This is a genomic window from Paracoccus benzoatiresistens (assembly GCF_026913015.1).
In the GTDB taxonomy this organism is placed as follows: domain Bacteria; phylum Pseudomonadota; class Alphaproteobacteria; order Rhodobacterales; family Rhodobacteraceae; genus Paracoccus; species Paracoccus benzoatiresistens.
In genome coordinates, this window is sequence record NZ_JAPTYD010000015.1 from 1 (window position 1) to 26,571 (window position 26,571).

Genomic DNA, 26,571 nt, shown 5'->3' on the forward strand with positions numbered 1-26,571 from the left:
ACCACCGACAGATCCGGGTCCACCTGCTTCAGCCGGATCGCCGCCGACAACCCCGAAGGACCCGCCCCCACGATCACGACATCATACTCCATCGACTCGCGTTCGATCTGCGTCGCGTCGGTCATGGGCGGTTCTCCTGAAGGTCCAAGGCGTCGCGGAAGGTCTCAATCAGCTGCTGCTTGAGGATCTTGCCGTTGGGCGAGGTGGGCAGCGCGGTCGTCACGATGATGCGCGCCGGCCGCTTGTAGGCCGACAGCCGCTGGGCCACGTGCCGCCTCAGGTCGTCCTCGGTCAGTTGGCGGGGGTCATCGGTCTGGCAGAAGGCCAGCACCTCCTCGTTGCCGCCCTCGATCCTGCGGCCGATCACGGCGGTCTGAATCACGCGCGGATGATCGTTCAGCGCGGCCTCGACCTCGGGCGGATAGACGTTGAAGCCGCCGCGGATGATCAGTTCGCGCGCCCGTCCCGCGACATGCAGGTTGCCTTCCGCATCGAACCGGCCCAGATCGCCGGTGCACAGGAACCCCTCGTCGTCGAAGGCGGCGGCAGTGGCCTCGGGGTTGCGGAAATAGCCGGGCATGACGTGGGGGCCGCGGGTCTGGATTTCGCCGACCCCGTCGGCTCCGACATTGCGCAGCCGCAGATCGACGCCCGGCAGGGCGGGGCCGACGCTGACATCGGGCACGCCGATGGCATTGGTGGTCAGGGTCACGCCCGCCGTCGTTTCGGTCAGGCCATAGCCGTTCTGCAGGGCCACGCCGTAGAAGGCCTCGGCCCGGCGTTTCCAGTCCGGGTCCAGGGGCGCCGCGCCCGATGAGACATAGCGCAGCCGCCCCGGCGGCAACCGGTCCAGGCCGCGTGCCGCCGCCTCCTCCATGATCAGGGCATGCATCTGCGGCACGGCGGGCAGGACGCTGGCGCCCCCCTGCAGGCCGTCCAGCACGGCGGCGGCGGAAAAGCGCGCGAAAAGCCGCAGCGCGGCGCCCGCCGACAGGGCCGCGATCGTCATCGAGGTCAGGCCGAAGACATGGGTGATCGGCAGCACGCCCAGGATCAGGTCGTCATGCGTCATCCCCCGCATCCGGGCCGAGGTGCCGCCCCCGAAAAGCAGGTTCCCGTGGCTGAGCATCACGCCCTTGGGCGTGCCCGTCGATCCCGTCGTGTACAGGATCACGGCCGGCTGTTCGGTTCCCGGCGCCACCGGCTCGGGGGTCGCGGACAGGTCCGGCCCTGCGATGTCGAGGCTGCCCAGGGGCGTGGTCCAGGATGCCGCCCCCGCTGCCGCGCCATGGGTCGCCGCCTGGGCCGAGGCGTTCGACAGAAAGACCGTAAGCCGCGCCTCGGTATGGTCGGCGATGCGGCGCAATTCGTGATCGGTCATGCGGGCGTTGACCGGGACCGCCACCGCGTCCAGCCGCGACGCGGCCAGGATCAGCCCGGCCAGGGCGGCGCAGTTCTCGGCCACGATCAGCAGGCGGTCGCCGGGCTCCAGGCCGCGTGCGGCAAGATCGGCGGCCATCGCGTCCACCGCATCGGCCAGCCGCCCGTAATCGAATGGGATTCCGTCGTGGTCGATCAGGGCAAGGCCGCCCGGCCGGACCGCGCGCTGCGCATCGAGCAGGTGGTGGATTCGCGTGGTCATCGGTCTTTCTCCTCCTTCTCGGGCGCGACGCGCCCAAAATCCGGGGCGATGCGATCAAGGCGGGCTTGCAGGCCCGTCGCAGCCTCGGTCGTGGCAAGGGCGTCGGCCATCGCATCGCGTTCGCGGTCAAGCTGGTCGTCGAAGGCCGTCCGGCCGGCATCGTCCAGCAGGCGCTTGATCGCCCCCTGCGCCAGGGCCGGCCCCCTTGCCAGCCGCGCCGCCAGTGCCGCGGCGCAGTCCACCGCCCCGCCTGGCGCGCACAGATCCGTCACCACCCCCATCGCGGCCAGCGTGGCCGCGCCGACGGGATCGCCCGTCAGGCACATCCTGGCTGCCAGGGAGGCCGGCACACGCCGCGCCAGCGAGGCCGTCAGCCCTCCGTCCGGGACCAGCCCCACGCGGACATAAGCGGCGGCAAAGGTCGCATCCTCGGCCGCGACCAGCAGGTCGCAGGCAAGCGCAATCGAAAATCCCGCGCCCGCGGCACCCCCTTCAACCGCGGCGATCACCGGGCGCGGGCAGGCGCGGATCGCGCGGATCGTGGCATGCAGGTCGTCGATGCGGGCGCGGCGTTCGTCGCGGGTCATGGCCGCCCGCTGCGACAGGGCGTTCAGATCGCCCCCTGCGCAGAAATAGCCGTTCGCGCCGGTCAGCACGACCGCGCCGAACCGATCCTCGGCGGCGGCGCGGGCAAGCGCCTCTCGCAGGACAGGATGCATCGCGGGGGCCAGCGCGTTGCGGCGGCCGGGATTGTCCAGCGTGACCAGAAGATGGTCGCCCCGCTCGGCGACGGTGATCGGATCGGACATCAGCCTTCCCCCGTCCCGCCGGGCACGCGCTTGAAGACCCCGGACGCGGTAGCGATCAGGGTGCCGTCGTCATGGACCAGCTCGCCCGCGACGAACAGCAGGCTGCGTCCGCCCCCGATCACGCGACCCGTGGCGGTCACGCCGCCCTGCCGCCCCGCACCCACGAAGTCGATGTTGAGCGAGATGGTCAGGAACGGCCGCCGCCCGCTGTCGTCGATCGTCAGGCTGGCCGTGGCCCCGCAGGCGCTGTCCAGAAGCATCGAGGCGATGCCCCCATGCAGGACGCCGTGGCGGTTGGTGTGCCGGTCGTCCACGACCAGATGGCAGCGGGCGCGCCGGTCCGGCTGGCCCACGTCCAGCGTATAGCCGACCAGCCGCTGCGTTCCGGTTTCATCGACGATCAGGCCCGGCGCATCGGTCATGCCGCGCAAACCGCGATGAAGCGTTCCAGATGGTGGTCGCTGTCGCCGAATCTGGCGTCGGCGGCCAGCAGGCGGCGGGCCATGGGGGCCAACTCGTATTCCTCGGTCATGCCGATGCCGCCATGCAGCTGGATCGTTTCCTCGGCGACAAGGCGCGCGGTGCGGCCCACCAGCGACTTGGTCGCGGCGACATGGCGGTCCCGGTCGGGGCCGTCCAGGTTTCCGGCCAGGTTCCAGACGGCCGAACGGGCCTGCTCGACCTCGGTCAGCAGGTCGGCCATGCGGTGCTGGATCGCCTGGAAGGATCCGATGGGGCGGCCGAACTGCTTGCGGGTCTTCAGATAGTCGGTCGTCAGATCGACCGCCCTTTCCATCACCCCCAGGGCGTCGGCGCACAGCGCCAGGATCGCGGCGGCCAGCGGGCGGTCCAGCAGATCCGCATCGCCGATGCGGCGGGCGGGCACGTCCTTCAGCGACACCTCGGCCGCGCGGCCACCGTCCATCAGGCCATAGCCACGCAGGCTCAGCCCCTCGGCCCCTCCTTCGATCAGGTAGAGGCCGTCGGTCGCCCGCACGATCAGATGCGTCGCGTCCTCGGCGCCCTGGACCACCGACTTCTCGCCGGTGAGGCGGCCGTCGATGGCCGTGGTGGAGACCGTGCCTTCGTATCGCTGGCCGGGTTCGTCAAGGGCGACGGCAATACGGGCCTCGCCCCCGACTGCGGCCTCGGCCAGATCGCCCTCGCCCGCGGCGGACAGGATGCCCGCGCCCAGGACCACGCTGTCCAGCAGCGGCGTGACCGCGCCGGCGCGGCCAAGGGTGCGGAACACCATCAGGATGTCCGGGCCGGTGCCGCCAAAGCCGCCGGCGTCTTCCGTCATCAGCGCGGCGCCCGCGCCCAGGTCGAACAGGGCGGCGGCATCAGTGCTGCGTTCCAGCGTCCGGGCCAGGCTGTCGCCCAGCATCGTCTGTTCCTCGGTAAAGCCAAAGTCCATCAGCCGATCCCCCTCAGAGGCCCAGCAGGGATTTCGCGATGATCCCCCGCTGGATTTCGTTCGAGCCGCCATAGATCGACAGCTTGCGGTTGTTCAGATAAGCGCGCGTGGCGCCGGCGGCCTCGGGCGGGCCAGGCGGCAGGTCGTCGTTCGCGCCCTCCAGCCCCTCGGACGGGAAGGCAAGCGCCCAGGGTCCCACCGCGCGGCGCGTCAGGTCGTTGATGGCTTGCCGGATCTGGGTGCCCTTCAGCTTCAGCATCGAGCTTTCGGCGCCGGGCACCTGCCCCGCCGCCGCCTGCGCCAGAAGCCGCAGGTTCGTGGTGGCCATTGCCATCAGGTCGATCTCGACCTGCGCGATCTGGACCGCGAACAGCGGGTTCTGCGACAGCGGCTTGCCGCCGGACATCTGGCCCCGCGCGATGCGTTTCAGCGCGGCAAGACCGGCCGTCGCAAAGCCCACGCCTGCGATGTTGGTGCGTTCATGCGTCAGCAGATACTTGGCGTAGGTCCAGCCCTTGTTCTCCTCGCCCACCAGGTTGTCGGCGGGGACGCGGACGTCGTCGAAGAAGACCTCGTTCACCTCGGGGTTGCCGTCCAGCAACACGATGGGCCTCACGGTAATGCCCGGAGATCTCAGGTCGACCAGCAGGAAGCTGATGCCTTCCTGCGCCTTGGCGGCCGGATCGGTTCTGACCAGGCAGAAGATCCAGTTGGCGTGCTGGCCCAGCGTGGTCCAGGTCTTCTGGCCGTTGACGACGTAATGATCGCCGTCACGCACCGCCGTGGTCTTGACCGAGGCCAGGTCCGATCCCGAACCCGGTTCCGAATAGCCCTGACACCACCAGTCCTGCCCGTCCAGGATGCGCGGCAGGAAGCGGTCCTGCTGTTCCTTGCTGCCGAATTTCTGCAGCACCGGCCCCAGCATGGCGATGCCGAAGGGCAAGATGCGCGGCGCATGGGCAAGCGCGCTTTCCTCCTCGAAAATGTGGCGCTGGATCGCGGTCCAGCCCGCCCCGCCGAATTGGCGCGGCCAGTTTCCGGCCAACCAGCCCTTTTCGTTCAGGATGGCGTGCCATTCCTCGATCTCGGCCTTGGTCAGCTCCTGGAACAGGCGGACCTTTTCGGACAGCCGCTGGGGCAGCCGGTCCTGCAGGAACTGGCGGACCTCGGCGCGGAAGGCCTGGTCCTGGGGGGAAAAGCTCATGTCCATGTCGCGTGTCCTCAGAAAATCTCGATAAGTCCTGCGGCACCCTGGCCGCCGCCGATGCACATGGTGACAACGCCCCATTTGGCGCCCCGCCGCCGCCCCTCCAGCAGGATGTGGCCTGCCATGCGCGCGCCCGTCATGCCGAAGGGATGGCCGATGGCGATCGAGCCGCCGTTGACGTTGTATTTTTCGGGGTCGATGCCCAGCCGGTCGCGGCAATACAGCGCCTGGCTGGCGAAGGCCTCGTTCAATTCCCACAGGTCGATGTCGTCCACAGTCAGGCCCGCGCGTTCCAGCAGGCGCGGCACGGCGAAGACCGGGCCGATGCCCATCTCGTCGGGTTCGCAGCCCGCGACGGCGAAGCCGCGGAAGGCGCCAAGCGGCGTCAGACCCTCGCGCGCGGCCAGATCGCCGTCCATCACCATCAGCGCCGCCGCCCCATCCGACAGTTGCGAGGCATTGCCTGCGGTGACGAACTTGTCCTCGCCTTTGACCGGCTTCAGAGCCGCCAGCCCGTCCAGCGTGGTCGAGGGACGGTTGCATTCGTCCGCATCCAGCGTGAAGGCCTCGTGCCGGGTCTCTCCGCTGGCCTTGTCGGTGACGGCGCGCGTCACCTGCATCGGCACGATTTCGTCCGCGAACAGCCCCGCTGCCTGGGCGGTCGCGATGCGCTGCTGGGACCGCAGGGCGTATTCGTCCTGCGCCGCGCGGCCGACGCCATAGCGGGCGGCGACGTTGTCGGCCGTGTCGATCATCGGCAGGTAGAGGTCGGGCTTGTTCGTCTCGATCCAGGCTTCGCGCGCGTGGCGGGGGGGCGGCTGGACCAGGCTGATGGATTCGACGCCGCCCGCCAGCACGGCCCGCGCGCCTTCCTGCCGGACCATATGCGCGCCCGTGGCAAGCGCCTGCAGGCCGGATGCGCAGAACCGGTTCACGGTGGTGCCCGCCACGCTGACCGGCAGGCCGGCGCGGATCACGATCTGGCGGGCGATGTTGCCGCCGGTGACGTATTCGGGATAGCCGCATCCCCAGATGCTGTCCTCGACCAGGGCAGGGTCGATACCCGCGCGCTCGATCGCGGCGGCCGCGACGTGGCCCCCCATCGTGGCCCCGTGCGTCAGGTTAAGGCTACCGCGCGCGGCCTTGCCAATGCCCGTGCGGGCGGTCGAGACGATGACCGCGTCTGTCATGCTGCGTCCTTTCCGGTCTTCGGTTCGGCCAGCGTCCCGCCTTCGGCCGCCAGACGGGCCAGCAGGGGGGATAGCTGCCAGAAATAGGGGTCTTCCTCGGCGTAGCGCCCGATATCGGCGGCGATCCAGTCCAGCCCGGTCGCATCGGCCCAATGCATCGGCCCGCCCTTCCAGCGCGGGAAGCCATAGCCGTGCAGCAACACCACGTCGATGTCCGACGCCCGCGCGGCGATGCCCTCCTCCAGGATCTTCGCTCCTTCGTTCACCATGGCCGCCATGTAGCGGGCCTGGATATCCTCGGTTGAAAAGTCGCGGGGGGTGATGCCCAGGTCGGTGCGGATGCCGGCCAGCATGCCGTCCATTTCCGGGTCGGGGCGGCCCTGCGGGCTGGCGTCGTCATAGATGTAATAGCCGCGCCCGGTCTTGCGCCCCAGACGGCCCGATTCCACCAGCCGGTCCGCGAAGACCGGCACGCGTTCGCGCGGATCGCGGGTGGGCGCCTTGCGCTGCCGGGTGGCATAGCCGATGTCCAGCCCCGCCAAATCGCCGACCTGATAGGGGCCCATCGGAAAGCCCAGGGCCACGACCGCCTGGTCGACCTGATAGGGCGAGGCGCCGTCCAGCACCAGGTGATCGGCGGCCGTGCGATAGGCCAGCATCATGCGGTTGCCGATGAAGCCGTCGCAAACCCCGGACCGCACGCCGATCTTGCCCATCTTCTTCGCCAGGGCGAAGGCTGTCGCGGTCACATCGGGGGCGGTGCTGTCGGCCACCACGATCTCCAGCAGACGCATGACATTGGCGGGCGAGAAGAAATGCAGGCCGATCACGTCCTGCGGCCGGGTCGTTGCCCCTGCGATCAGATCCACGTCCAGATACGACGTGTTCGTCGCCAGCACCGCGCCGGGCCGGCAGATGCGGTCCAGCGTGCGGAACACCTCCTGCTTGACCTCGAGGCTTTCGAAGACCGCCTCGATGACCAGATCGACCTCGGCCAGGGGGTCATAGGACGATACGGCGCGGAAAGCCTGCGACTGCATCCGGGCTGCCGCGTCGGCATCCAGCTTGCCGCGCTTGACCGCGCCATCCAGCATCTTGCCAATGCCGGCGGCGGCCTTGGCGGCGGCCGCCTCGTCGCGTTCCACCAGCGTCACGTCCAACCCCGCCGTCAGCGCCGATGCGGCGATCCCCTGCCCCATCGTGCCGCCGCCCACGATGCCAACGCGCTGAACCGGACGGGGGGTGGCCCCCGCCACATCGTCCTGCTGCGCCGCGCGGCGTTCCGCGAAGAAGGCGTGGATCAGCGCGGCGCGCTCGGGGGTCTGCATCAGATCCAGAAAGGCCTGGCGCTCCTGCGCCATTCCCTTGTCGAAGGGCAGGGCCAGGCCGTCCACGATGGTTTCCAGGGCGCGCAGCGGCGCGACCTGGCCGCGGGCGGATTTCGCAACCTTGGCGCGCCATGCGTCGAGCATGTCGGCCTCGACCGTGGGTGCAGCCATCTGGGACAGGCGGCGGTGACCGACGCCTTCGCTCAGCAGGCGGCGCGCGCCTGCCTCTCCGGCCGCGCGGGGGTCCGAGCCTTCGGCCAGGTCGTCGATCAGCCCCAGCTCAAGCGCCCTGCGGGCATCGATCTGGCGGCCCGAGGTGACAAGGTCGATAGCGGCATCAAGCCCCACCAGGCGCGGCAGACGCTGCGTGCCGCCCGCGCCGGGCAGAAGGCCCAGCGTCACCTCGGGCAGGCCCATCCGCGTGCCCGGAAGCGCGACGCGGTAATGGGCGCCCAGGACGACTTCCAGCCCGCCGCCCAGGACGGTGCCGTGCAGCGCCGCGACGATGGGCTTTTCCGACGCCTCGATCAGCGCCACGACATCCGGCAGGACCGGCGCCACCGGGGGCTTGCCGAATTCCGAGATGTCGGCCCCGGCGATGAAGGTCCGCCCCGCGCAGGACAGCACGGCGATCCGCGCGTCCTCGTCCTGGGCAAGCTGCGCCACCGCCGCGGCCAGCCCCTGCCGCACCGCCGCCGACAGGGCGTTGACGGGCGGATTGTCGATGTCGATAAAGGCGATCTTGCCCTCCCGGCGATAGCGGACGGGGGATTGGTCGGTCATGGTCATGTCTCGGTTCGGGTAAGGTGGGGGGCCTGTCCGGTCAGACGCTCCAGGCTGCGCACCGCCTCGGCCAGCCTGGGGCCGACTTCGGACTGCATGCGTTCGGCGGTGGCCTCGGGCGGCAGGGCGCCGCAGGTGAAGACCACCGGCTCGGCCAGGTTGCTGGTGCGGAAGGGCACGGAGACGGCATTGTAGGCGGCAGGGATGCCGCTGCCCGCCGGGGTGAAGACGAAGCCGTTCCGGGCCATCTCGGCGCAGGACTGGGACCGCGTCGCCAGAAGGTCGTCCAGCACCTGCCGGTCGGCCACCTGCTCGGCCGCGATGCGGCCGATCTCCTCGGTCGTCGCGGCGGCGATGAAGGCGCGCGCCGACGAGAAGGGCTGCAGAGAGATCCGCTGCCCCACCTCGAGCCAGATCGACGCGATGTAGCGCGGCCGCCAGGTGCGGATCAGGACCAGCTTGTCGGCGTCGCGCACCGCCAGGACGACAAGGGTCCCGGTTTCCTCGGCCAGGCGCTGCATCAGGTCATGCGCCGGGATCAGGAAGGACAGCGACGTCGCGGCAACATGACCGACCGCCACCAGCGTCGGACCCGGGCGGAACCGGTCGTCGCGGGGCGACTGGACCAGATAGCCCAGGTGCCCCAGCGTGAAGGTCAGCCGCGACACGGTGGATTTCGGCAGGCCGGTCCGCTGCGCGATCTCGGCGTTGCTGAGGCCGTCGTCGCCCACGCGGAAGGCGCGCAATACCGACAGGCCCCGGGCCAGGGTCGTCGCGAAGCGGGGATCATGCAGGTCGGTCATCTGGCCTCACAAGCCGTTGGGGATCATCGTCGATATTGCCGGGACCAGCACCAGGATGGCCAGCACGACGATGTCCATCGCCAGGAACCGCGACACGCCCGCGAAGATCGTGTCCACCTTGATGCTGCGGTCGGTCACGTTGCCGATGACGAAGACGTTCAGCCCCACGGGCGGGGTGATCAGCCCGATCTCCAGCAGCTTGACGACGATGACGCCGAACCAGATCAGGTCCATGCCCAGGTTGTCCACCATCGGAATGACGAAGGGCAGCGTCAGGACGATGATGCCCACCGGGTCCAGGAACATCCCCAGGAACAGATACAGCACGCAGATCGCGGCCATCAGCATCAGCGGCGACAGCCCCGCATCGGCCACCCATTGCGACACCATTCCGGCGGCCCCGGTCAGGGCCACGAAGGACACGAAGATCTTGGCGCAGGCCGCGATCAGGAAGATGGCCGAGGTCTGCACCAAGCTTTCGCGGATCGCGGTCCACATCGACCGCAGCGTCAGGGTGCGTTCGAAAAAGCCGATCAGGATGGTCAGGACGACGCTGATCGCGGCAGCCTCGGTCGCGGTGAAAAACCCGCCATAGATGCCGCCGATGATGACGGCGAACAGCATCAAGGCGGGCCAGGCCGAAATCGCGGCCTTCAGGCGGGCGCCCCTGGGCAGCGGCGTCGGATCGACCGGCGCGGCACTGGCGTCGCGCGATGTCCACCAGATCACCACCAGGATATAGCCCGCCAGCGTCAGCAGACCCGGCAGGATGCCCGCAAGGAACAGCTTGCTGATCGAGGTTTCGGTGAAGATGCCGTAGAGGATGAACAGGACCGACGGCGGGATCAGCGATCCCAGCGTGCCCCCCGCCGCGACCGAGGCCGTGGCAAGCTTGGGGTTGTAGCCCAGGCGAAGCATTTCCGGCACGCAGATGCGGCCCATCGTCGAGGCGCAGGCGATCGAGGACCCGGAGATGGCCGAAAAGCCCGCGCAGCCCATCAGCGACGCGACGCTGACGCCGCCCGGCACGCTGCGCAGCCAGACATTGGCGGCGTCATAGATGCGCGTGGTGATACCGGTGTAATAGGCGATGTTGCCCAGGGCCACGAACAGCGGGATCATCGACAGGTCGTAGGAATGGATCAGTTCGAAGAAGCTGTTCACGACCATCGACGAGGTGGGGTTGACCGCGCGTTCCGGCATGAAGCTGCCGCTGCGAAACGCATAGATCATGAAGGTGCCGACGGTGGCGACGCCCGCCAGCACGAAGGCGATCGGCACGCGCAGGGCCAGAAGGACGATGACCAGGCCGAAGGCCACAAGCCCGATGGTGGAAGCATCCATCTCAGACAGACTCCTCTGTGATGTGGCCGCCGTCGGAAACGGTGCCGGTCCGGCGCAGTTCGGCGATGTCGCTCAGCGCGACCAGGACAAGGCGGATGACCATCACGATCAGGCCCAGAAGGAAGGCCAGCTTCATCGGCCAGCGGGGAATGCCCAGAAGCCCGTCGTAGAACTCGCCCGATATCCAGGACCCCGAGAAGTTGCGCCAGCTGGCGTAGATCAGCGGCAGCATCGCCAGAAGCGCCACGAACCAGCCCATGATGATCAGCTGGCCACGCGCGCGGGGCGACATGCGGTCGGTCAGGAAGGTGACTGCGATATGGGCGCGCCCGGCGGTTGCCACGCCCAACGGGAAGATGATGGTCGGGATCATCAGCTCGCGCACGATGATGACGATGTCGGGGACGCTCCAGCCGAGGATCTGGCGGCCGATGACATTGGCGGTGATCGCCAGGGCCAGGGCCAGGGCAGACACCACGGCGAATTCAAGCATGATACGTTCGATGGCCTTCATGGCCGCACCTCCCGGATTGGGCACGTGGCAAGACGGTCGGGACTTTGGTCAAGTTCGGACCAGGCGAGGTTGCCGGGGACGCGGGCGCGGGTCGGCGCGGCGTCCCCGGAACAGCCGAAACCGGCCGGTCAGTCGGCCTTCGTGGCCCAGGGATACCCCTGTTCGTCGCGCACCTTGGTGTATTCGGCGATCAGGGCGGTGTATTCGTCCACCAGGGCGCGGCCATCCAGACCGGCCGCATCGGCCCGCCCGATCCATTCCTCGACATACTTGTCGCCCAGCTCGGCCAGGCGGGCGCGGTCCTGATCAGAGATCTTGACGATCGGAACCTGCTTGTCCTTGAGGATCTGGACGGACCGCTGGTTCGCATCCGTCAGGATCCGCCCGAATTCGTCGGCCAGCCCCTCGCCCGCGGTCAGCAGGGCCTGCTGCTGCTCGGGGGGCAGCATGTCGAAGCTGTCCTTGTTCATCATGATGCCGAGGGCGCCGATCTGGCCGAAATCGATCTCGGTATAGCTGTCGAAGACCTCGTCGAACTTCAGCGCCTCGACCAGATAAGGATAGGTCTGCGTGCAGTCGATCAGCCCGGTGTCCAGGCCCTGATAGGCCTCGTAGACCGACATGTCGACGGGGGTCGCGCCCAGGTCGTGGAAGACCTTGCCATAAGCGCCCACGCCGCGGATCTTGACGCCCTTGACGTCGTCCAGCGTCGTGATCGTCTTGCCCTTGCAGCCGACCTGCACGGCCGAGGTGGTATAGGTGCCGATATAGACTAGGTTCTGCCGGGCCAGGTTTTCGCGGATCTGCTCGTTCTCGCGCATCAGCCGGTCGACGGCCTTCATGCCGACCCAGGGGTCGGGGTTCGGGATCGGCAGGTCGGCCAGGCCATAGGCGATCATGTCCTGCGGGAAATAGACGCCGATGACCGAGCCCATGTCGGCCACGCCGTCACGCAGCGACTGGACCGCCGCCTTTTCCGAAAACAGGGCCCCGCCCCAGTTCACGTCGATGGTCAGTTCACCGCCGGTCCGTTCCGCGACCTGGTCGACGAACCACTGGGTCGCCTCGGCCCTCACCCCCCGGTTGGGTCCCGCCTCTCCGTAGATCAGGGTCATGGCACCGGCGGGCATCGTTGCCCCCATGGCCAAGCCCATCGCCAGACAGCCTGCTTTCAGAAAACGCATGGTGATTCTCCTCTCCCGTCCCGATTATTGGCACATCGTTCCGAGGAATGGAACATGTTTGCGGTCAAGCTGCTTGGACCCGGCTTTTCCAAGCGGCGCGAAGGGCGGCTTCATTGCTGGAAATAATGCAACTTTCGATTGCGCGTGGCCTGAGGGCGCGACCCTGCGCGACGCGCTTCGCAGGCGGGGGGCGAAGACTGGCCCACCTTTCCCGCGATCAGAAGTCGGGCTTCGGCCGGCAAGCTGTCCGGTCCCGGAAGATAGCCCGGCCATACCGCCGATGGGGCGAGAGCCCCGCCCGCGGCTGAGCTGGCCAGACGAATTTGCCGGCCTCGTTACACTTCACAAACAGGGACATGCCGATCCCCTCATGCCACGGGATCTTCATCTCGTCCGCCTCTCCAGGCAGATGCCTTGTTGGCGGCTGGCTGATGCTCGGCATCTCCAGGCCGCCGTTTTATGCCCGTGTGCGTGCTGCAGAAGCCGCTGATGAAGGTCGCTGAAAACTGGCTTTGCAGCTAGGCGGTCGGGGTGGCCGGAATTCGGGCAATAACCTTGATCTCGAAGTCGAACCCAGACAGCCAATTCACCCCGATGCCGGTCCAGTTCGGATAGGGTGCTTCAGGGAAGACTTCGTTCTTTACTTTCATGAAAGCCTCGAACTGCCTTTCCGGATCAGTGTGGAAGCTGGTGACATCAACAATATCCTGGAAGGTGCAGCCACCTGCGCTCAGGACAGCCTCGAGATTGGCAAATGCCGTCCTGACCTGCGTCGAATAGTCAGGCTCCGGACTGCCATCCTCGCGACTTCCGACCTGCCCTGAAACGAACAGCAGGTCGCCGGAACGGATGGCAGCAGAGTAGCCATGCGCTTCGTAAAGGGCATGGCGATTGCCAGGGGCAACGGGTGTGGGTTTGGTCACTTCATGATCCTGATCGGCATACCAGCCTTCACGGGCTGGAGGTGATGATATATACGGTTCGTATGTCTATTTTACATACATGACGTATGTCAATGCACGGCACGCATGGAAGCTGCCTGGATGAGTGGGATGCCCAAGAGAACCCGAGCGGAAATGATTGGCGAGACCCGTGCAAAGCTTCTCGCTTCAGCGCGCAAGGCCTTTGCAGAAAAGGGTTTTGCGGGGGCTTCCATGGATGACCTTACGGCGGCCGTGGGCCTGACACGCGGCGCGCTTTATCATCACTTCGGCGACAAGACAGGCCTGCTTGCGGCAGTGGTGGAGCAGCTTGACGGCGAAATGGCGGCGCGGGCCGCAGCGGCCGGAGCCGATGCCGGAGAGGGATGGGCCGCGCTCGAGGCACAAGGCGCAAGCTACATCGAGGCTGCTCTCGACCCGGAAATCCAGAGAATCGTGCTGTTGGACGGCCCAGCTTTCCTCGGGGATCCCTCTCTCTGGCCGAGTCAGAACGCCTGCCTTGAAGACACGCGCCGGGCTCTAGGGCAGCTTTCGCAGTCCGGCATCGTCAAGGCTGTCGACATTGATGCGGCAGCGCGTCTGTTGAACGGCGCCGCACTCAATGCCGCCTTGTGGGTCGCAACCAGTTCTGATCCAGGCGCCGCCCTGCCCAAGGCCCTTGAAGCCTTCGGCATGCTTGCAAGAGGCTTTCTTGCTGATAAAGGCGAATAAGGCCGAAGTCAGACAAGGGATCTTCGCGGCGTGCTTGCGGCCCAGATGAACCTGATGCGGACAGGACGTGCTATCGCCCCTTGTCGGACAGGGCCGCCAATGCGCGCTCCAGATCGGCTTCCACATAGGGCTTGATCACCGCGATGGCATTCTCTACCTCGCCAGCCGCCCCTGGATCGCCCGTGACCAGGACCACGCGGAGGTCCGGCAGCTGGCGGCGGCAAGCCGCCACAAGATCCCTGCCGTTCATGTCCGGCAGGCCCAGATCGGTCATCAGTATGTCCAGATCGGGTGACAAGCGGGCCAAGGCCTGCGCCCCGGTCCCGACAGCGACGACCGAATGGCCCAGTGACTCCAGCATGTCCGCCGTGCCGAGCCGGATCAGATCATCGTCCTCCACCAGCAGGATATTGAGCGCCTCAGCGGCAGAGGCGGCCCGCGAGCCATCGCGGTGCTCAATGGCCAAGGTTGCCTGCCGCCCGGCAACGCCATTGGCATGCTGCTGATTGGCCAGCACGTGCCGGATCTTGCGGGCCAGCGTTTCGCGGGAATAGGGCTTGGGAAGCAGTTCCACCCCAGGATCCAGCCGTCCGGAATGGACGATGGAATTTGCCGTGTAGCCCGAGGTGAACAGCACCGCCACGCCGGGCAGCCGTTCCCGGGCCATCCGCGCCAGCTCGGTGCTGCGCAGGGAACCGGGCATCACCACATCCGTGAACACCAGGTCGATGGGCGCGCCGCTTTCCACCACCTGCAACGCGCTTGCCGCATCGCGTGCGCGCAAGGTCCGATAGCCAAGGTCGGTCAGCAGCGCCACGGTTGTGTCGCGCACCTCGTCGTCGTCCTCGACCACCAGCACGGTTTCGGTTCCGCCCTGCACGGGCTGGCTGCGCAGGTCGGTCAGCACATCCTCGGACGCGATGTTCCGCGGCAGATAAATCTTGACCGTGGTGCCGTGGCCCACCTCACTGTAGATCATGATGTGGCCGTTCGACTGCTTGACCAGTCCGTACACCATTGACAGGCCCAGGCCGGTCCCCTTGCCTTCGGGCTTTGTGGAAAAGAACGGCTCGAACACCTTGTCGAGGATCTCCGCATCCATTCCTGTGCCGGTGTCCGTGACGGCGATCAGCACATGTTCGCCGGGCGTGGCGTCGTTGTTGCTCGCGTAGACATCGTCCAGCGAGGCATTGGTCGCCTCGATCGTCAGGTGGCCCTGCCCGGCCATGGCGTCGCGCGCATTGATGGCCAGGTTCAGCACCGCATTCTCGATCTGGTTGGGATCGACCAGGGTGTTCCACAACCCGGCGGCGACGACGGTCTTCAACTCGATCTCCTCGCCCAGGGTGCGGCACAGCATGTCGTCCATGCCTTGCAGGAAGCGCCCCAGATTGACCACCTTGGGCTCCAGCGGCTGGCGCCTGCCGAAGGACAGCAACTGCGAAGCAAGCTTCGATCCCCGCATGACCCCCGCCAGGGCGTTTTGCACCCGCGTTTCCGCCCGTTCGTTGCCCGCGACGTCCTTGGACAGCAGGTGCAGGTTGCCGCTGATCACCTGCAACAGGTTGTTGAAGTCATGCGCCACGCCACCGGTCAGTTGCCCCAGGGCCTCCATCTTCTGGGAGCGGCGCAGTTGTTCCTCCAGCGACTTTCGGGCCGTGACATCGCGCCCGGCGCCATAGATCCGGCCGCCCTCGGGCACGCAGGTCAACGAATACCAGCGAAACTCTCCATCCCTGGAGCGCAGCCGCAGGTCGAGGTCGCGCAGCACCTGCCCGCGCGCCAGTGCCCGGCCCCCTTCAACCGTCACGACGACGTCGTCGGGATGGACCAGCGCGTCCAGGCGGGTGCCCACCAAGTCCTGCGGTGCATGGCCCAAGGCCGTCAGCCAGGCCGGGTTGACGCTTTGCAGGACGCCGTCCGGGGTGCAGATCAGGAACAGATCCTCGCTGATCCGCCACGTCATGTCGCGCTCATGGGTGCGCGCCTCGACCTGCGCGGCCAGGGTATCGTTCAGCGCGCGCAACGCCTCCTCGGCGCGCTTGCGGTGAGTGACATCGTGCCCTTCCGCAAAGATCCCCCTTACGCGGCCCGCATCGTCCAGGATCGGCTGATAGACCAGGTTGACAAAGCGCTCCTCGCCCGGCGCTCCCGGGCCGCGCTGGACCGTGACGGGCAGTTCCCGGCCGATGAAGGGTTCGGCCGTGCGATAAACAGTGCCCAGAAGCTCGAAATATCCCTGGCCCTCGATATCGGGCAGGACCTCGCGAATGGACTTGCCCACCAGATCGCGATGCCCGACCAGTTGCAGATAGGCCTCGTTTGCAAACTCGAAGACATGGTCAGGACCGCTCAGCACGCACATGAAGCTGGGCGCATGCTGGAACAGGGCGCGCAGGCGGTCACGCTCGGCCGTGCGCTTGTCGATCTCGGAACTGAGGATGGCGTTCGCCTGCTCCAGCGCAGCGGCGGCGTCCTGGCGCATGCGCAATGCATCGGCAAGTGACTGGGCGCGGCGCCGCTCGGACTCGTAGGTCGCCGCGCCGGACAGCCCCGCCGCGATCTGGCCGGCCACAAGCTTCAGGAAATCGCCATAATCCTGGTCGAAGGGCCGCAGCGGGTTCAGACCAACCAGCATCGCCCCCAGATCGGAGCCGGTGCCCTGCCCCGTCAGCGGGACGACAACGGCCTGGGTGGGCGGGCGGTCCCAGGCATCGTGGGGCAAGGGCGCGAGCAACGGCTGCGGAGCCTCGCTGTCCAGGTGCAGCATTCGGCGGATGACCTGCGGATCGAAGCCATCGGGCAGGCCGGTGGAGAAGGCCGGGCCGGGCGCAGCGTCATCCGCCAGGTAGGTCAGCGTGAACGGCAGGTCGTGCTGGTTCTCGCTCAGGGCCGCCCGAGCCGCCGCCAAGACCGAGTTCCGGTCCGTCGTCCCCGCAAGCCGGGCCGACAACACCCGAAGAGTTTCCATGCGTCGTTCGGTGATGACGCGCAGCGTTTCCTCGGACACCGCACACAGCAGGCCGGCGGCTTTCCCATCCTCGCCCAGGACTGGGCTGTAGGAAAAGGTGTGGTAGGTTTCTTCGGGATAGCCATTGCGCTGCAGGATCAGGCGCAGGGCGCGGTCCCATGTCGCCTTGCTTTGGTCATAAACGCTTCGGACCCGGGGTTCGACATCGTCCCAGATCTCGGCCCACAACTCGCGTGTCGGCATGCCCAGGGAATCCGGATGCTTGAGGCCCAGCGTCGGCCGATAGGCGTCGTTATAGAGGAAATTGACCTCAGGACCCCAACCCAGCCACATCTCGAAGCGCGAGGTCAGCAGGATGCCAACCGCGACCTTCAGCGCCTGCGGCCATTGCTCGGGATCGCCAAGGTCCGTCGCGCTCCAGTCCTTGGCGCGCATGAGCGCAGCCATCTCGCTATCGCCGGGGAAAATGCGGCTGCGGCTCGATAGGGTCAGCTCATCCACGGTTCTGTCCTCCACGCGCCCTCGGCGCGTCCATTGGCTCTAACACAGGCGCCTCGCAATCCGCCATCACAAGCATCCGAGCGAAAGTCATCGCCTTCCCGCATGACGTGCGGCAGAGACGCGAGCACAAACCTTTCAGACGGCTTGATACCCTCTCACCGATGATTGCTGGTACCACCGCGGATGCAGTGCAGCGTGGACAGCGGCCCTGAGCCAACGGTCAGGGATGGCATTGCGCCGTACTGCCGCTCGGCACACCGGCAGATCATGTTCGCATCAGATACGCGGAGCGGTCAGACACAAGAAATGGTCCAGCGTTTCGCGAATGTTCGCTTGTGGATCGAAGCGGGAAAAAGAGCAAGTGGCAGGGCTGCGGCAAGCACTCTTGAATGTCCACGCCTGGCGCATCGTCACTGCCCGGCAGCCAAGGTCACCTCGACCTCGATCCTGCGTTCGTTTCGCATGATTCCCAGTTTGATTGCGTCACCTGCCTGCCGCATGTCGAGGGCAGCCCGCAGGTCTTCGGACTTTTTCACCGCGGCACCGTCAAGGGAGACGATCACGTCGCCCAGGCTCAACCGTCCGTCGCGCGTGATCCTTGCCGGCCTGAGGCCTGCTGCATCCGCGGGGCTGCCTGGCGTGACATCCAGAACCATCACCCCCGTCATTCCGGCGCGCGCCAGCAGGGCATCGCCGCGCGGATCATGCGCGACGCCCAGCACGGGCGGCGCATAACGGCCCGTGGCGATCAACTGCGGCACGACCCTGTTCACCGTGTCCACCGGAACAGCGAAGCCGATCCCGGCACTCGACCCCGAAGGGCTGTAGATAGCGGTGTTGACGCCGATCAGCCGCCCGGCGCTGTCCAGAAGCGGCCCCCCGGAATTACCGGGGTTGATGGCGGCGTCGGTCTGGATCAGGCCGCGGATCATCGCGCCGCGCTCGCCGGGAAGCTCCCGATCCAGGGCAGAGACGATCCCCGTGGTCAGCGACCAGTCGAGACCGAAGGGATTGCCGATGGCGAAGACGCCTTGGCCGACCTGCAGGTGCTCGCTGATCCCGACGGCCAGCGGCAGGGGCTGCTCGGACCCCGCCTCGATGTGAAGCACCGCCAGGTCATGTTCGGGCGCCGCCCCCACAAGGCGGGCGGGATAAGCGCGGCCGTCGGCAAGCCGCACCATTGCTCCGGTTGCGCCCTCGATGACGTGGTTGTTGGTCACCACATGGCCTTGCGCATTCCAGATGAACCCCGAGCCGCTGCCGCGCGGAACGTCATAAGCGTTGCGGGTCCAGAAATCGACCACGCGGCTTTCGGTGGTGATCGAGACGACACTGTTCTTGGCTTTCTCGAAGATGGCGATGGTTGTCTGCTCGGCCGGCGCCAGGTCGCCGCGAGGCACGACGACCCTCGGCTGCCCCGTGGGCTCCCGCAGGGCCAGTTCCAGCAGGGGAACGCCGCGCCAGACCAGGGCGACCAGGATCGCAGCAAGGGTCACGAGCATGAGCCTTGGCAGAAATCCATCTCTCATCATCTATCGCGTCCTCTTGACGAGTGCAGGGGTCTTCTCGGTCCACCATGGTCGGCTTCTGACGAGACGTATTTCCGATATGGTGCGTTCCCTCACCAGGTCGAAACCGCCGGTGCCGTTTGCTGTCACCCGGGTGATCCGCAGGGGCGGATCGAAACCCGTCTTCGCACATGGCCGTCTCTCTCCTGATGATGCTGGCGGGTCAGGCGCCCAGGCCGCGTCTGCCTTGTGGGACAAAGCAGCCGCCGTGAGCTAGGGTCGCATGATGTCCGACCCGACAGAAAATAGGCGACAACCATGCCGATGCCTTGGACCTACCGTCATGCGTCAAAGGAATGGCGAGCGATACTGGATGATCTACGGGATCGCATGGACCTCACCTCCGAGAATTCGGCGTATACCGCGATGGATGGGGTGTTGCAGGTCTTTCGGCGGCGGCTCACCGCCCAGCAAGGGCTGGATTTCGCATCGGTCCTGCCCGCGGTCCCGCGCGCGATCTTTGTTGCCGGATGGCAGGTTCAAACCCGCCCTTTGCCTTTCGTAGAGCGAGAAGCCCTGGTGCGAGAGGTGAAGAAGGTCAGGCAGAACCACAATCTCACGCCAGACAATGCCATCGAGGCGACCGCTTGGTCCCTGCGTCGCTACATGAACAAGGCCGACCTGGAGCGGATCCTGGCGAGTTTACCCGAAGGTGCGGTGCAGTTCTGGCATGTGGATGTTACCGACCCTCGCGAAATCGAGCCGAGGATATTCTAGGCCGCCGTAGCGGGCATTACCAAGGACTGTAAGCCAGGTGCCCGCGCGCCGATGATGCGGCACTTCTAACCGGCGACGAACGGCCGCCCCCGCAGGATGTCCTGCAACTCGTGCCGCGCCTCCGTCGGGCCGCTTTCCGCGCGTTGTGTCAGTAGAGGTCGGTTGGCGGGACTCCGGTTCCCCCATCATCGTCAAACCACTTTGCATGAGAGCAGCCGCCGCATGTCCCTGAGACTTTATACGGGCGCCACATTCATCATGGAGAATTTCTGCATAAATCTCTCCTGTGCTTTGCCGTAGGCGAGGGCATCCGGGAGTAGGATGCCATGCCCATGTCAGTAACGTTCTGGACTGCACGTTCGGTCTGCAACTTGGCGATCGAAAGCGCCTGATGCTTCTTCCGCTTTCGCTTCTTTTTGTCGGCGCCGTCCTGACACTCAACGGGCTGTGGATGATGAACCGCATCTCGGAAGGTGAGATCGTGGTCATCAATCTTGCCGCGGCGTTCATTACTGGCGCCGTGGCGCTGCTGGTCATGTTCGGGGCAGACACGCCGGCAGCCGTCAAGACCGCAGCGCTGACGCTGTTGTTCAGCATCACCTATCTTTGGGTCGGCGTAAACCGCCTGACGGGTTCGGACGGCCGCGGGCTGGGATGGTTCAGCCTGCTCGTGTCCATTTCGGTTCTGCCCGAAGCTGTGGGCGCCCTGCGGCACGCCGGTGATGGAATGGCGATGTGGCTGGGTGTGTCTTGGGCCTGCTGGTCCGCGCTATGGTTCTTGTACTTCCTGCTTCTCGCGCTCAGGCTGCCGCTTGGCCGCGAAACTGCTGTCGCCACCCTGGCAAGCGGTATCCTTACCGCCTGGCTGCCTGCCCTGGCGTTGCTGTACGGCGTTGCGTGAAAGCACGCCGATCACCCTTCGCCCGGATCAGCGAACGCGCGGTCATACAGGTCTGAGGCGCGGACGAGACCCTGCCCCTGCCCGTCTGGCAACGGAGGAGAAGTCTCCGGGCTTGAACAGTTTTCTGTTGAACAGGCGCACCGCGGTCCGCGCGGCGTCCTGATCGCTGATGCCGGGCGTCCAGCGGGCCAGATCGCCGAGCATCATCTTGGTGATGACGCCGTAGAGATAGGTGTGGCTCATCGCCCGCAGCATGACCAGGTCCTCATCCGGATCCAGATAGCCATCGTGCTGCGCACGCTGCAGGATCTTCAGGACGAGATCATGGACCGATTGCTCATATTGCAGCAGGCGCGGATGAGCTTCGAACAGGCTGGCAGGCATCTCTCCGACAAGCCGGAACTCCTGGGGGTAGAGGCAGGCCCAGTCGACATAAGCGACAGCGATCGCCTCCAGCTGGTCGACCGGCGAGGAACAGAAGGCAATCTCGCACGTGATCGTGTGCAGCAATCGTTGCAAGGCCACATCGGCCATGACCACCAGAAGATGATCCCGGTCGAAGATGACCGTTTTCAGCGCTTCCTTCTCGACGCCAAGTGCCTTGGCCACGACTTTCAAACGCGGCAGCTCGCCCGTTTCTGCCGCGATGCGGCTGGCTGCGGCAATGGCGGCCGAGAGCAGATGTTGGCCAGGCTGAAGGGTGACAGGCATAAGACTCAAGGGAGGTTTTGTGGACGTTTTGCTATTTTATGTAAGCTAATGCCGAAACGAGAAAAAGACGATGAAAATTGGAATGTCCTGATCTTTGTGTATCTGGCCCGGTCCATGCGGTTTAGCGCCGAAGCGATTGCCGAACATCATGGCCAGCTGATCGCGGGCTGCAAATCGTCGTGGGCGACACCAAGGGCCACATGGACGGCCTTGTTCTTGACCGTGCGGCTGTCGGCATCCCGGACCTTTATCCGCAAGGCGTCGAAGATGGAGGAGGATCAGAAAACGGGGTGGGGCTCCGTTTTCTGGACGACGGATCGAATACGTCCGGTCCAAGGCCCGGTTCTGCCATTCCCGAACCTCCTCCAGAACGGCGTCGGGGACACGGCTGACCAGGGCAGGCGCGACCTTCAGGCGATGAAGGTCAAGCAAATGGACCCGGATGTCGCGCGCCGCCAGCCCGGTGGCATAAAGCTAGATGATCTTGTTCGTCGGAAAAACAGTCCACCGGGCCGTTTTCTGGTCCGGCTCAAATCCTTGAAGATGCGGATCTCGCGCCGAAGCCACTCGTTCTCGCGTGCAAGCTCGCGATCATCGGCGAATGCCACACCCGTGTCGCGGTGCGTGTTCGCCCGCCTGTTCAGGATCGACATGCCGATCCCCAAGTCCCCCGCGACCGGACACCGCGATAGCTCGCTCCTTAGCGCAATTCGCACAGCATCCTTGCGAAATCCATCCGTCCTGCTTGTGCCCATGATCTATCTCCTTTGCCGCACAGTATGCTGTCAAAGGAGCGGCACCAAACTGCGGCAGGTCCATCTCTTTCGCTCAGGAGCCGCGTGAATCGCTCAACATCTGGCCCGCAATGGCAGCAAGGCCGCAATCCGCCACCGACCACGACAGCCACGGGTCAGGAACTCCTCTGCGCCGAAAATTCGCGCAAGGCCAGAACAGCTTGAAGGGCGCGGCCCGCTAGATGGTTTCCGTCACCTTCCGCAGATGCGGAGGCACATCGGGATCAAAGCCGCGCCGCCGCGCCAATCCTTCGACGCAGGCATAGAACGAAACCGCAAGCACCAGGGGCGCAACAATCGGGTGCAGGTCCGGCACGGAAGGCAGCGTCACTGCGCCCTTGGCCTCGGCCCCGGTCAGGAAGACATCGGCCCCCTGCCCGGCCAGGCGTTCAGCCGTGGCTACAAGCTGCGGCAGGGCAGCATCCGCAACGCCCAGGGCCAGCACCGGAAAGCCGGGCAGCACGATGGCTGCCGGCCCATGCAGGACCTCGGCCGCGCTGAAGCTTTCGGCATGGAGCCCCGAGGTTTCCTTCAGCTTGAGCGCGGCCTCGTTGGCGATGGCCAAGGTGGGGCCACGACCCAGGACATAGGCCGAACTGGCCCGCGACAGGCGTTCCGAAAGGGGTGACCAATCGCACTCCAGCGCCTTGGCGAAAGCCTCGGGCAACTCTGCCACGGCACGGCAAAGAGTTGCGTTTTGACCCCATTCGCCCAGCAGCGCCAGGCCTGCCAGCACGCTGGTGACGAAGGTCTTGGTGGCGGCCACGCTTTGCTCGATACCGGCCAGCAGCGGCAGCGAATGGGCCGAAGCCTCGGCCAAGGGGCTGTCGGGGGCATTGCTGATGGCGATCGACAGCGCGCCCCCCTGGTCGGCGCTGCGAACCATCTCGACGATGTCGGGGCTGCGGCCCGATTGCGAAATGCCGATGCAGGTCGCCTGCGCCAGATACATCGAACGCCGATAGATCGAGGCGATCGAGGGCCCGAGCGAGGCGACAGGAAGGCCCAGTTCCAGTTCGATGGCATATTTCAGGTAAGTGGCCGCATGATCGGAGGAACCGCGCGCGACGGTCGTCACCACGACGGGCCGCCTTTCGCGCATCGCCGCCGCTGCCGCCCGCACGGCGTCCCGGCTGCCGTCCAGGAAGCGGCGTGCAGCTTCGGGAATTTCGGCGACTTCTCGCGCCATATGGCTTTGGGTCATGCGGGCCTCCCGTCCGTGGCGGCGGCCGATTTCAGCTCCACTGCGAAATCATAGGCGTCACCGCGATAAAGCGACCTGGTAAACTCGATCACCTGCCCGGAGGGCAGGTAGGAAATGCGCTCCATCCTCAGTCCGGCCACCCCCGGCGTGACATGCAGGAAGCCTGCATCCTCCTCGCCCAGATTGGTGGCGGAAATGCGTTGTACGGCCCTCACGGGCCGCAAGCCCCGCTCCTCGAGAACTTCATACAGCGAGTCTTCCACTGCTTCGGGCTGGGGCAGGACCTGCTGCAAGAGAGATGCGCGCTCGATGGCCAAGGGAACCCCGTCGGAAAGGCGCACCCTTTCCAGACGCGCCACCCGGTCGACGGAGCCAAGACCGAGGGCCATCATTTCCTCGGGGGTGGGCGCGAAAAGCCCGCGCCGGAGCCAGCGGCTTTCGACCGAACGGCCGCGCCGGGCCATGTCCTCGGTGAACGAGGTCAGCAACGAAAGTGCCTGTTCCAGCCTTTCCATCTTTCGCGCGACGAACGTCCCCGATCCGCGCCGCTGCACAAGTTGCCCCGAGGCTACGAGTTCCTGCACGCCCCTGCGCACCGTCACCCGCGACAGGCCGGTCAGGCTTGCCATCTCGCGTTCCGGCGGCAGGCTGTCGCCGGGGCGTAGCTGGCCCGAGGCGATGGCATCCGCGATGCGGCGCTGCAACTGCAGATAAAGCGGGCCTCGGCCAGTCTCCTCGAAACCCTCGGGGCTGAACGGATCCTGCGTCATGACGCCTGCGCCAGATCAAGGGCAAGCGCGACGGCCCGGTCGAGCGAGGATCCGGCAAGACCCAGGGCTGCGCGCCACCCCGTGCCACCCTCGCCAGAGCTCAGATAAAGCGACATGAGATTCTCCTGCCGCCACAATAATACCAGCGCAATGCCAATCGGAAGGTGAAATCTTGCCAAACCGAACAAACGCCACCTTTAAGCAATCTTCAGACAAGAGACTTTACAGAAGGTATTGGTTTGGCATCCTCTGGCCAGAGGAGGAATCACATGGACTCTCGTCCTACCGAACAGCGCCATCCTCAGGCCGACGGGCTGCATCTGCGACCCGCAGCCCAGATCGGCGCGCTTTTCGTGCAGGCGCAGAGCGATGCCATCCAGAGCCTTTCCGCAGCCTTTCCCGCGATCGAGGCGGCAGCCGAAGTCGCTGCGGCGGCCCTGCGGCGGGGCGGCAGGCTGGGATATGCCGGGGCGGGAAGCTCGGGCCTGATGGCTCTTGCCGACGCGCTGGAACTGGCCGGCACCTTCGGCATCCCCCCCGACCGCACACCCATCCTTTTCGCCGGCGGCCTGTCTGCGCTTTCGCACATGCCTGGCGATGTCGAGGATGACACATCTGCCGGGGCCGAGGATTTCCGGCGCAGCGGTCTGTCCAACGGCGATGTGCTGATCGTCGTCTCGGCATCAGGCAGCACACCCTATTCCTTAGCGGTGGCGGACGCCGCCAAGGCCGTTGGTGTCACCGTGGTCGGCCTGGCCAATGTGGCCCCCTCGCCGCTTTTGCAGCAGGCGGACATCGCGATGCATCTGGCGACTGCGGCAGAACTGGTGGCGGGCTCGACGCGGCTCGGCGCGGCAACGGCGCAAAAGGCTGCGCTGAACCTTGTGTCGGTGCTGGTGGGCATCGCGCTTGGGCATGTGCATGACGGCTACATGGTCAATGTGCAGGCCGACAACGCCAAGCTGGTCGGCCGTGCCGCACGGATCGTGGCGGGCGTGGCCCGCGTCGATGAAGACACGGCCAGGGCCGCCCTGGCGCGGTCCGAAGGCGGGGTGAAACGGGCGATCCTGGTGGCGCAGGGTCGCACGCCGCATGATGCGGAACAGGCGCTGCGGCAAAGCGGCGGCCATCTGGCGCCCCTGCTGCAGAAAGCCTGACCGCGACGGAACCATAGTCAACGGGCGCGACAGTGTCCTTCACAGGGAGATGACGATGAAAAAGACCCTCGGAACGGCCCTTCTGGCAGGCACGGTGCTGGGCGGAGCCGCTTGGGCCGAGGATGTCACGCTGACCATCGAAAGCTGGCGCAACGATGACATCACCATCTGGCAGGAAACGCTGATCCCGGCGTTCGAAGCGGCCAATCCCGGCATCAAGGTGGCCTTTTCCCCCAGTGCCCCGGCCGATTACAATGCCGTACTGAATTCCAAGCTGGACGCAGGTTCGGCGGGCGACCTGATCACCTGCCGCCCCTTTGACGCCTCGCTGGAGCTTTACAACAAGGGCCAGCTTGCCGATCTGACCTCGCTTGCGTCCATGGCGAATTTCTCGGATGTGGCGAAGTCCGCATGGCAGACCGACGACGGCGCAGCCACGTTCTGCGTGCCGATGGCTTCGGTGATCCACGGTTTCCTCTATAATGCGGATGCCTTTGCGGAACTCGGGATCGAGCCGCCGACGACCGAGGAGGAATTCTTCGCCGTTCTGGACAAGATCAAGGAGGACGGGACCTATATTCCGATGGCCATGGGCACCCAGGACCAGTGGGAAGCCGCGACCATGGGCTATCAGAACATCGGCCCGAACTATTGGAAGGGCGAGGAAGGCCGCAAGGCGCTGATCGAGGGCACGCAGAAGCTGACCGACGAGCCCTGGGTCGCGCCTTTCGTCCAGTTGGCGAAGTGGAAGGATTACCTGGGCGACGGCTTCGAGGCGCAGACCTATCCTGACAGCCAGAACCTGTTCACCCTGGGCCGCGCCGCGATCTATCCGACGGGTTCGTGGGAAATCGGGGTGTTCAACCCGCAGGTTTCCTTCACCATGGGCGCCTTCCCGCCGCCTGTGCCGAAGGCAGGGGACGAGTGCTATATCTCGGACCACACCGACATCGCGCTTGGCATGAACGCCAAGACCGGCCACCCCGAGGAAGCAAAGAAGTTCCTTGAATGGGTCGGCTCGCCGGAATTCGCCACGCTTTATGCCAACGCGCTGCCGGGCTTCTTCTCTCTGAATTCGACCGCGGTCGAGATGGAAGATCCGCTGGCCAAGGAATTCGTCTCGTGGCGCGAGAAGTGCCAGCCGACGATCCGGTCCACCTACCAGATCCTGTCGCGCGGCACGCCGAACCTGGAAAACGAAACCTGGAACGCTTCGGCCAACGTGGTCCGGGGCGCCGAGACGCCGGAAGACGCGGCCAAGCGCCTGCAGGAAGGGCTGGCCTCCTGGTATGAACCGCAGAAGGCGCAGTAAGCCGCAAGATCGGGCTTTCCGCACTTCGGAAGGCCGGGGCTGAGGTCCCGGCCTTTTTCCGCAGAGAATGTTTGCTTTCAAGGGGTGCGATC

Annotated in this window: 23 protein-coding genes and 2 pseudogenes; 5 read left to right on the forward strand and 20 right to left on the reverse strand. The window is 66.0% G+C overall.

Annotated elements, in window-relative coordinates; genetic code table 11:
* The 13 genes from OU682_RS11835 to OU682_RS11895 all read right to left on the reverse strand — a co-directional run.
* Positions 1-125 (reverse strand): FAD-binding protein (locus OU682_RS11835; RefSeq protein ID WP_268942391.1); only part of this gene is annotated, 125 nt, incomplete at its 3' end.
* On the reverse strand, positions 122-1,642 hold the full coding sequence (locus OU682_RS11840) for a class I adenylate-forming enzyme family protein (protein ID WP_268942330.1): 1,521 nt from the start codon (positions 1,640-1,642) through the stop codon (positions 122-124). The genes OU682_RS11835 and OU682_RS11840, both read right to left, overlap by 4 nt.
* On the reverse strand, positions 1,639-2,451 hold the full coding sequence (locus OU682_RS11845) for an oxepin-CoA hydrolase, alternative type (protein ID WP_268942331.1): 813 nt from the start codon (positions 2,449-2,451) through the stop codon (positions 1,639-1,641). The genes OU682_RS11840 and OU682_RS11845 overlap by 4 nt, the downstream gene beginning before the upstream one ends.
* Positions 2,451-2,873, reverse strand: a complete 423-nt coding sequence (locus tag OU682_RS11850) for a PaaI family thioesterase (protein WP_268942332.1) — start codon at positions 2,871-2,873, stop codon at positions 2,451-2,453. Before OU682_RS11850 ends, OU682_RS11845 begins: the two co-directional genes overlap by 1 nt.
* Positions 2,870-3,868 (reverse strand): acyl-CoA dehydrogenase family protein, encoded by a 999-nt coding sequence (locus OU682_RS11855; RefSeq protein ID WP_268942333.1) that lies wholly within the window; start codon positions 3,866-3,868, stop codon positions 2,870-2,872. Before OU682_RS11855 ends, OU682_RS11850 begins: the two co-directional genes overlap by 4 nt.
* Positions 3,869-3,881: 13 nt before the next feature.
* On the reverse strand, positions 3,882-5,078 hold the full coding sequence (locus OU682_RS11860; RefSeq protein ID WP_268942334.1) for an acyl-CoA dehydrogenase family protein: 1,197 nt from the start codon (positions 5,076-5,078) through the stop codon (positions 3,882-3,884).
* An 11-nt stretch (positions 5,079-5,089) separates the two neighbouring features.
* Positions 5,090-6,265 carry an acetyl-CoA C-acyltransferase gene (locus tag OU682_RS11865; protein WP_268942335.1) on the reverse strand — a complete coding sequence of 392 codons (1,176 nt, stop codon included), beginning with the start codon at positions 6,263-6,265 and terminating at the stop codon, positions 5,090-5,092.
* On the reverse strand, positions 6,262-8,376 hold the full coding sequence (locus OU682_RS11870) for a 3-hydroxyacyl-CoA dehydrogenase NAD-binding domain-containing protein (protein WP_268942336.1): 2,115 nt from the start codon (positions 8,374-8,376) through the stop codon (positions 6,262-6,264). The genes OU682_RS11865 and OU682_RS11870 overlap by 4 nt, the downstream gene beginning before the upstream one ends.
* A gap of 2 nt (positions 8,377-8,378) precedes the next feature.
* Positions 8,379-9,179: an IclR family transcriptional regulator gene (locus OU682_RS11875; protein WP_268942337.1), complete on the reverse strand. Its 801-nt coding sequence runs from the start codon at positions 9,177-9,179 to the stop codon at positions 8,379-8,381.
* Positions 9,180-9,185: 6 nt separating this feature from the next.
* Positions 9,186-10,523 (reverse strand): TRAP transporter large permease, encoded by a 1,338-nt coding sequence (locus OU682_RS11880; RefSeq protein ID WP_268942338.1) that lies wholly within the window; start codon positions 10,521-10,523, stop codon positions 9,186-9,188.
* Position 10,524: 1 nt separating this feature from the next.
* Complete coding sequence (locus OU682_RS11885; protein ID WP_268942339.1) at positions 10,525-11,037, reverse strand: TRAP transporter small permease; 513 nt, start codon at positions 11,035-11,037, stop codon at positions 10,525-10,527.
* A 128-nt stretch (positions 11,038-11,165) separates the two neighbouring features.
* Positions 11,166-12,221, reverse strand: coding sequence for a C4-dicarboxylate TRAP transporter substrate-binding protein (locus tag OU682_RS11890; RefSeq protein ID WP_268942340.1), 1,056 nt, complete (start codon positions 12,219-12,221; stop codon positions 11,166-11,168).
* A 518-nt stretch (positions 12,222-12,739) separates the two neighbouring features.
* The gene (locus OU682_RS11895) at positions 12,740-13,144 is read right to left on the reverse strand and encodes a RidA family protein (RefSeq protein ID WP_268942341.1); all 405 of its coding nucleotides are present in this window, start codon (positions 13,142-13,144) and stop codon (positions 12,740-12,742) included.
* A gap of 129 nt (positions 13,145-13,273) precedes the next feature.
* Here OU682_RS11895 and OU682_RS11900 point away from each other — a divergent pair, with 129 nt between their 5' ends.
* A complete protein-coding gene (locus tag OU682_RS11900; protein WP_268942342.1) occupies positions 13,274-13,873 on the forward strand; it encodes a TetR/AcrR family transcriptional regulator in 600 nt (199 codons plus the stop codon).
* A 70-nt stretch (positions 13,874-13,943) separates the two neighbouring features.
* Here OU682_RS11900 and OU682_RS11905 read toward each other — a convergent pair whose 3' ends face one another.
* Entirely contained in the window at positions 13,944-17,345 is a 3,402-nt protein-coding gene (locus tag OU682_RS11905; RefSeq protein ID WP_268942343.1) for a hybrid sensor histidine kinase/response regulator, read from the reverse strand.
* A 410-nt stretch (positions 17,346-17,755) separates the two neighbouring features.
* Positions 17,756-18,847 (reverse strand): S1C family serine protease, encoded by a 1,092-nt coding sequence (locus OU682_RS11910; RefSeq protein WP_268942392.1) that lies wholly within the window; start codon positions 18,845-18,847, stop codon positions 17,756-17,758.
* Between the two features lie 330 nt (positions 18,848-19,177).
* On the opposite strand from OU682_RS11910, the gene OU682_RS11915 reads away from it, so the two are divergent.
* Positions 19,178-19,630, forward strand: a complete 453-nt coding sequence (locus OU682_RS11915; protein WP_329609801.1) for a DUF2267 domain-containing protein — start codon at positions 19,178-19,180, stop codon at positions 19,628-19,630.
* 391 nt (positions 19,631-20,021) lie between these two features.
* Positions 20,022-20,531: an AmiS/UreI family transporter gene (locus tag OU682_RS11920; RefSeq protein ID WP_268942345.1), complete on the forward strand. Its 510-nt coding sequence runs from the start codon at positions 20,022-20,024 to the stop codon at positions 20,529-20,531.
* Positions 20,532-20,573: 42 nt separating this feature from the next.
* Here the strand turns inward: OU682_RS11920 and OU682_RS11925 are convergent, their stop codons facing one another.
* The 5 genes and pseudogenes from OU682_RS11925 to OU682_RS11945 form a co-directional block, all read right to left on the reverse strand.
* Entirely contained in the window at positions 20,574-21,065 is a 492-nt protein-coding gene (locus tag OU682_RS11925) for a TetR-like C-terminal domain-containing protein (protein ID WP_268942393.1), read from the reverse strand.
* Positions 21,066-21,418: 353 nt separating this feature from the next.
* Positions 21,419-21,716: pseudogene (locus tag OU682_RS11930) on the reverse strand (transposase); the annotation flags it as partial.
* 59 nt (positions 21,717-21,775) lie between these two features.
* A pseudogene (locus OU682_RS11935) lies at positions 21,776-21,997 on the reverse strand (IS3 family transposase); the annotation flags it as partial.
* A 217-nt stretch (positions 21,998-22,214) separates the two neighbouring features.
* Complete coding sequence (locus OU682_RS11940) at positions 22,215-23,240, reverse strand: SIS domain-containing protein (RefSeq protein WP_268942347.1); 1,026 nt, start codon at positions 23,238-23,240, stop codon at positions 22,215-22,217.
* Entirely contained in the window at positions 23,237-24,010 is a 774-nt protein-coding gene (locus OU682_RS11945) for a GntR family transcriptional regulator (RefSeq protein WP_268942348.1), read from the reverse strand. The genes OU682_RS11940 and OU682_RS11945 overlap by 4 nt, the downstream gene beginning before the upstream one ends.
* A 269-nt stretch (positions 24,011-24,279) precedes the next feature.
* Here OU682_RS11945 and OU682_RS11950 point away from each other — a divergent pair, with 269 nt between their 5' ends.
* On the forward strand, positions 24,280-25,167 hold the full coding sequence (locus tag OU682_RS11950; RefSeq protein WP_268942349.1) for an N-acetylmuramic acid 6-phosphate etherase: 888 nt from the start codon (positions 24,280-24,282) through the stop codon (positions 25,165-25,167).
* 55 nt (positions 25,168-25,222) lie between these two features.
* Positions 25,223-26,479 (forward strand): ABC transporter substrate-binding protein, encoded by a 1,257-nt coding sequence (locus OU682_RS11955; protein ID WP_268942350.1) that lies wholly within the window; start codon positions 25,223-25,225, stop codon positions 26,477-26,479.
* Positions 26,480-26,571 lie beyond the last annotated feature (92 nt).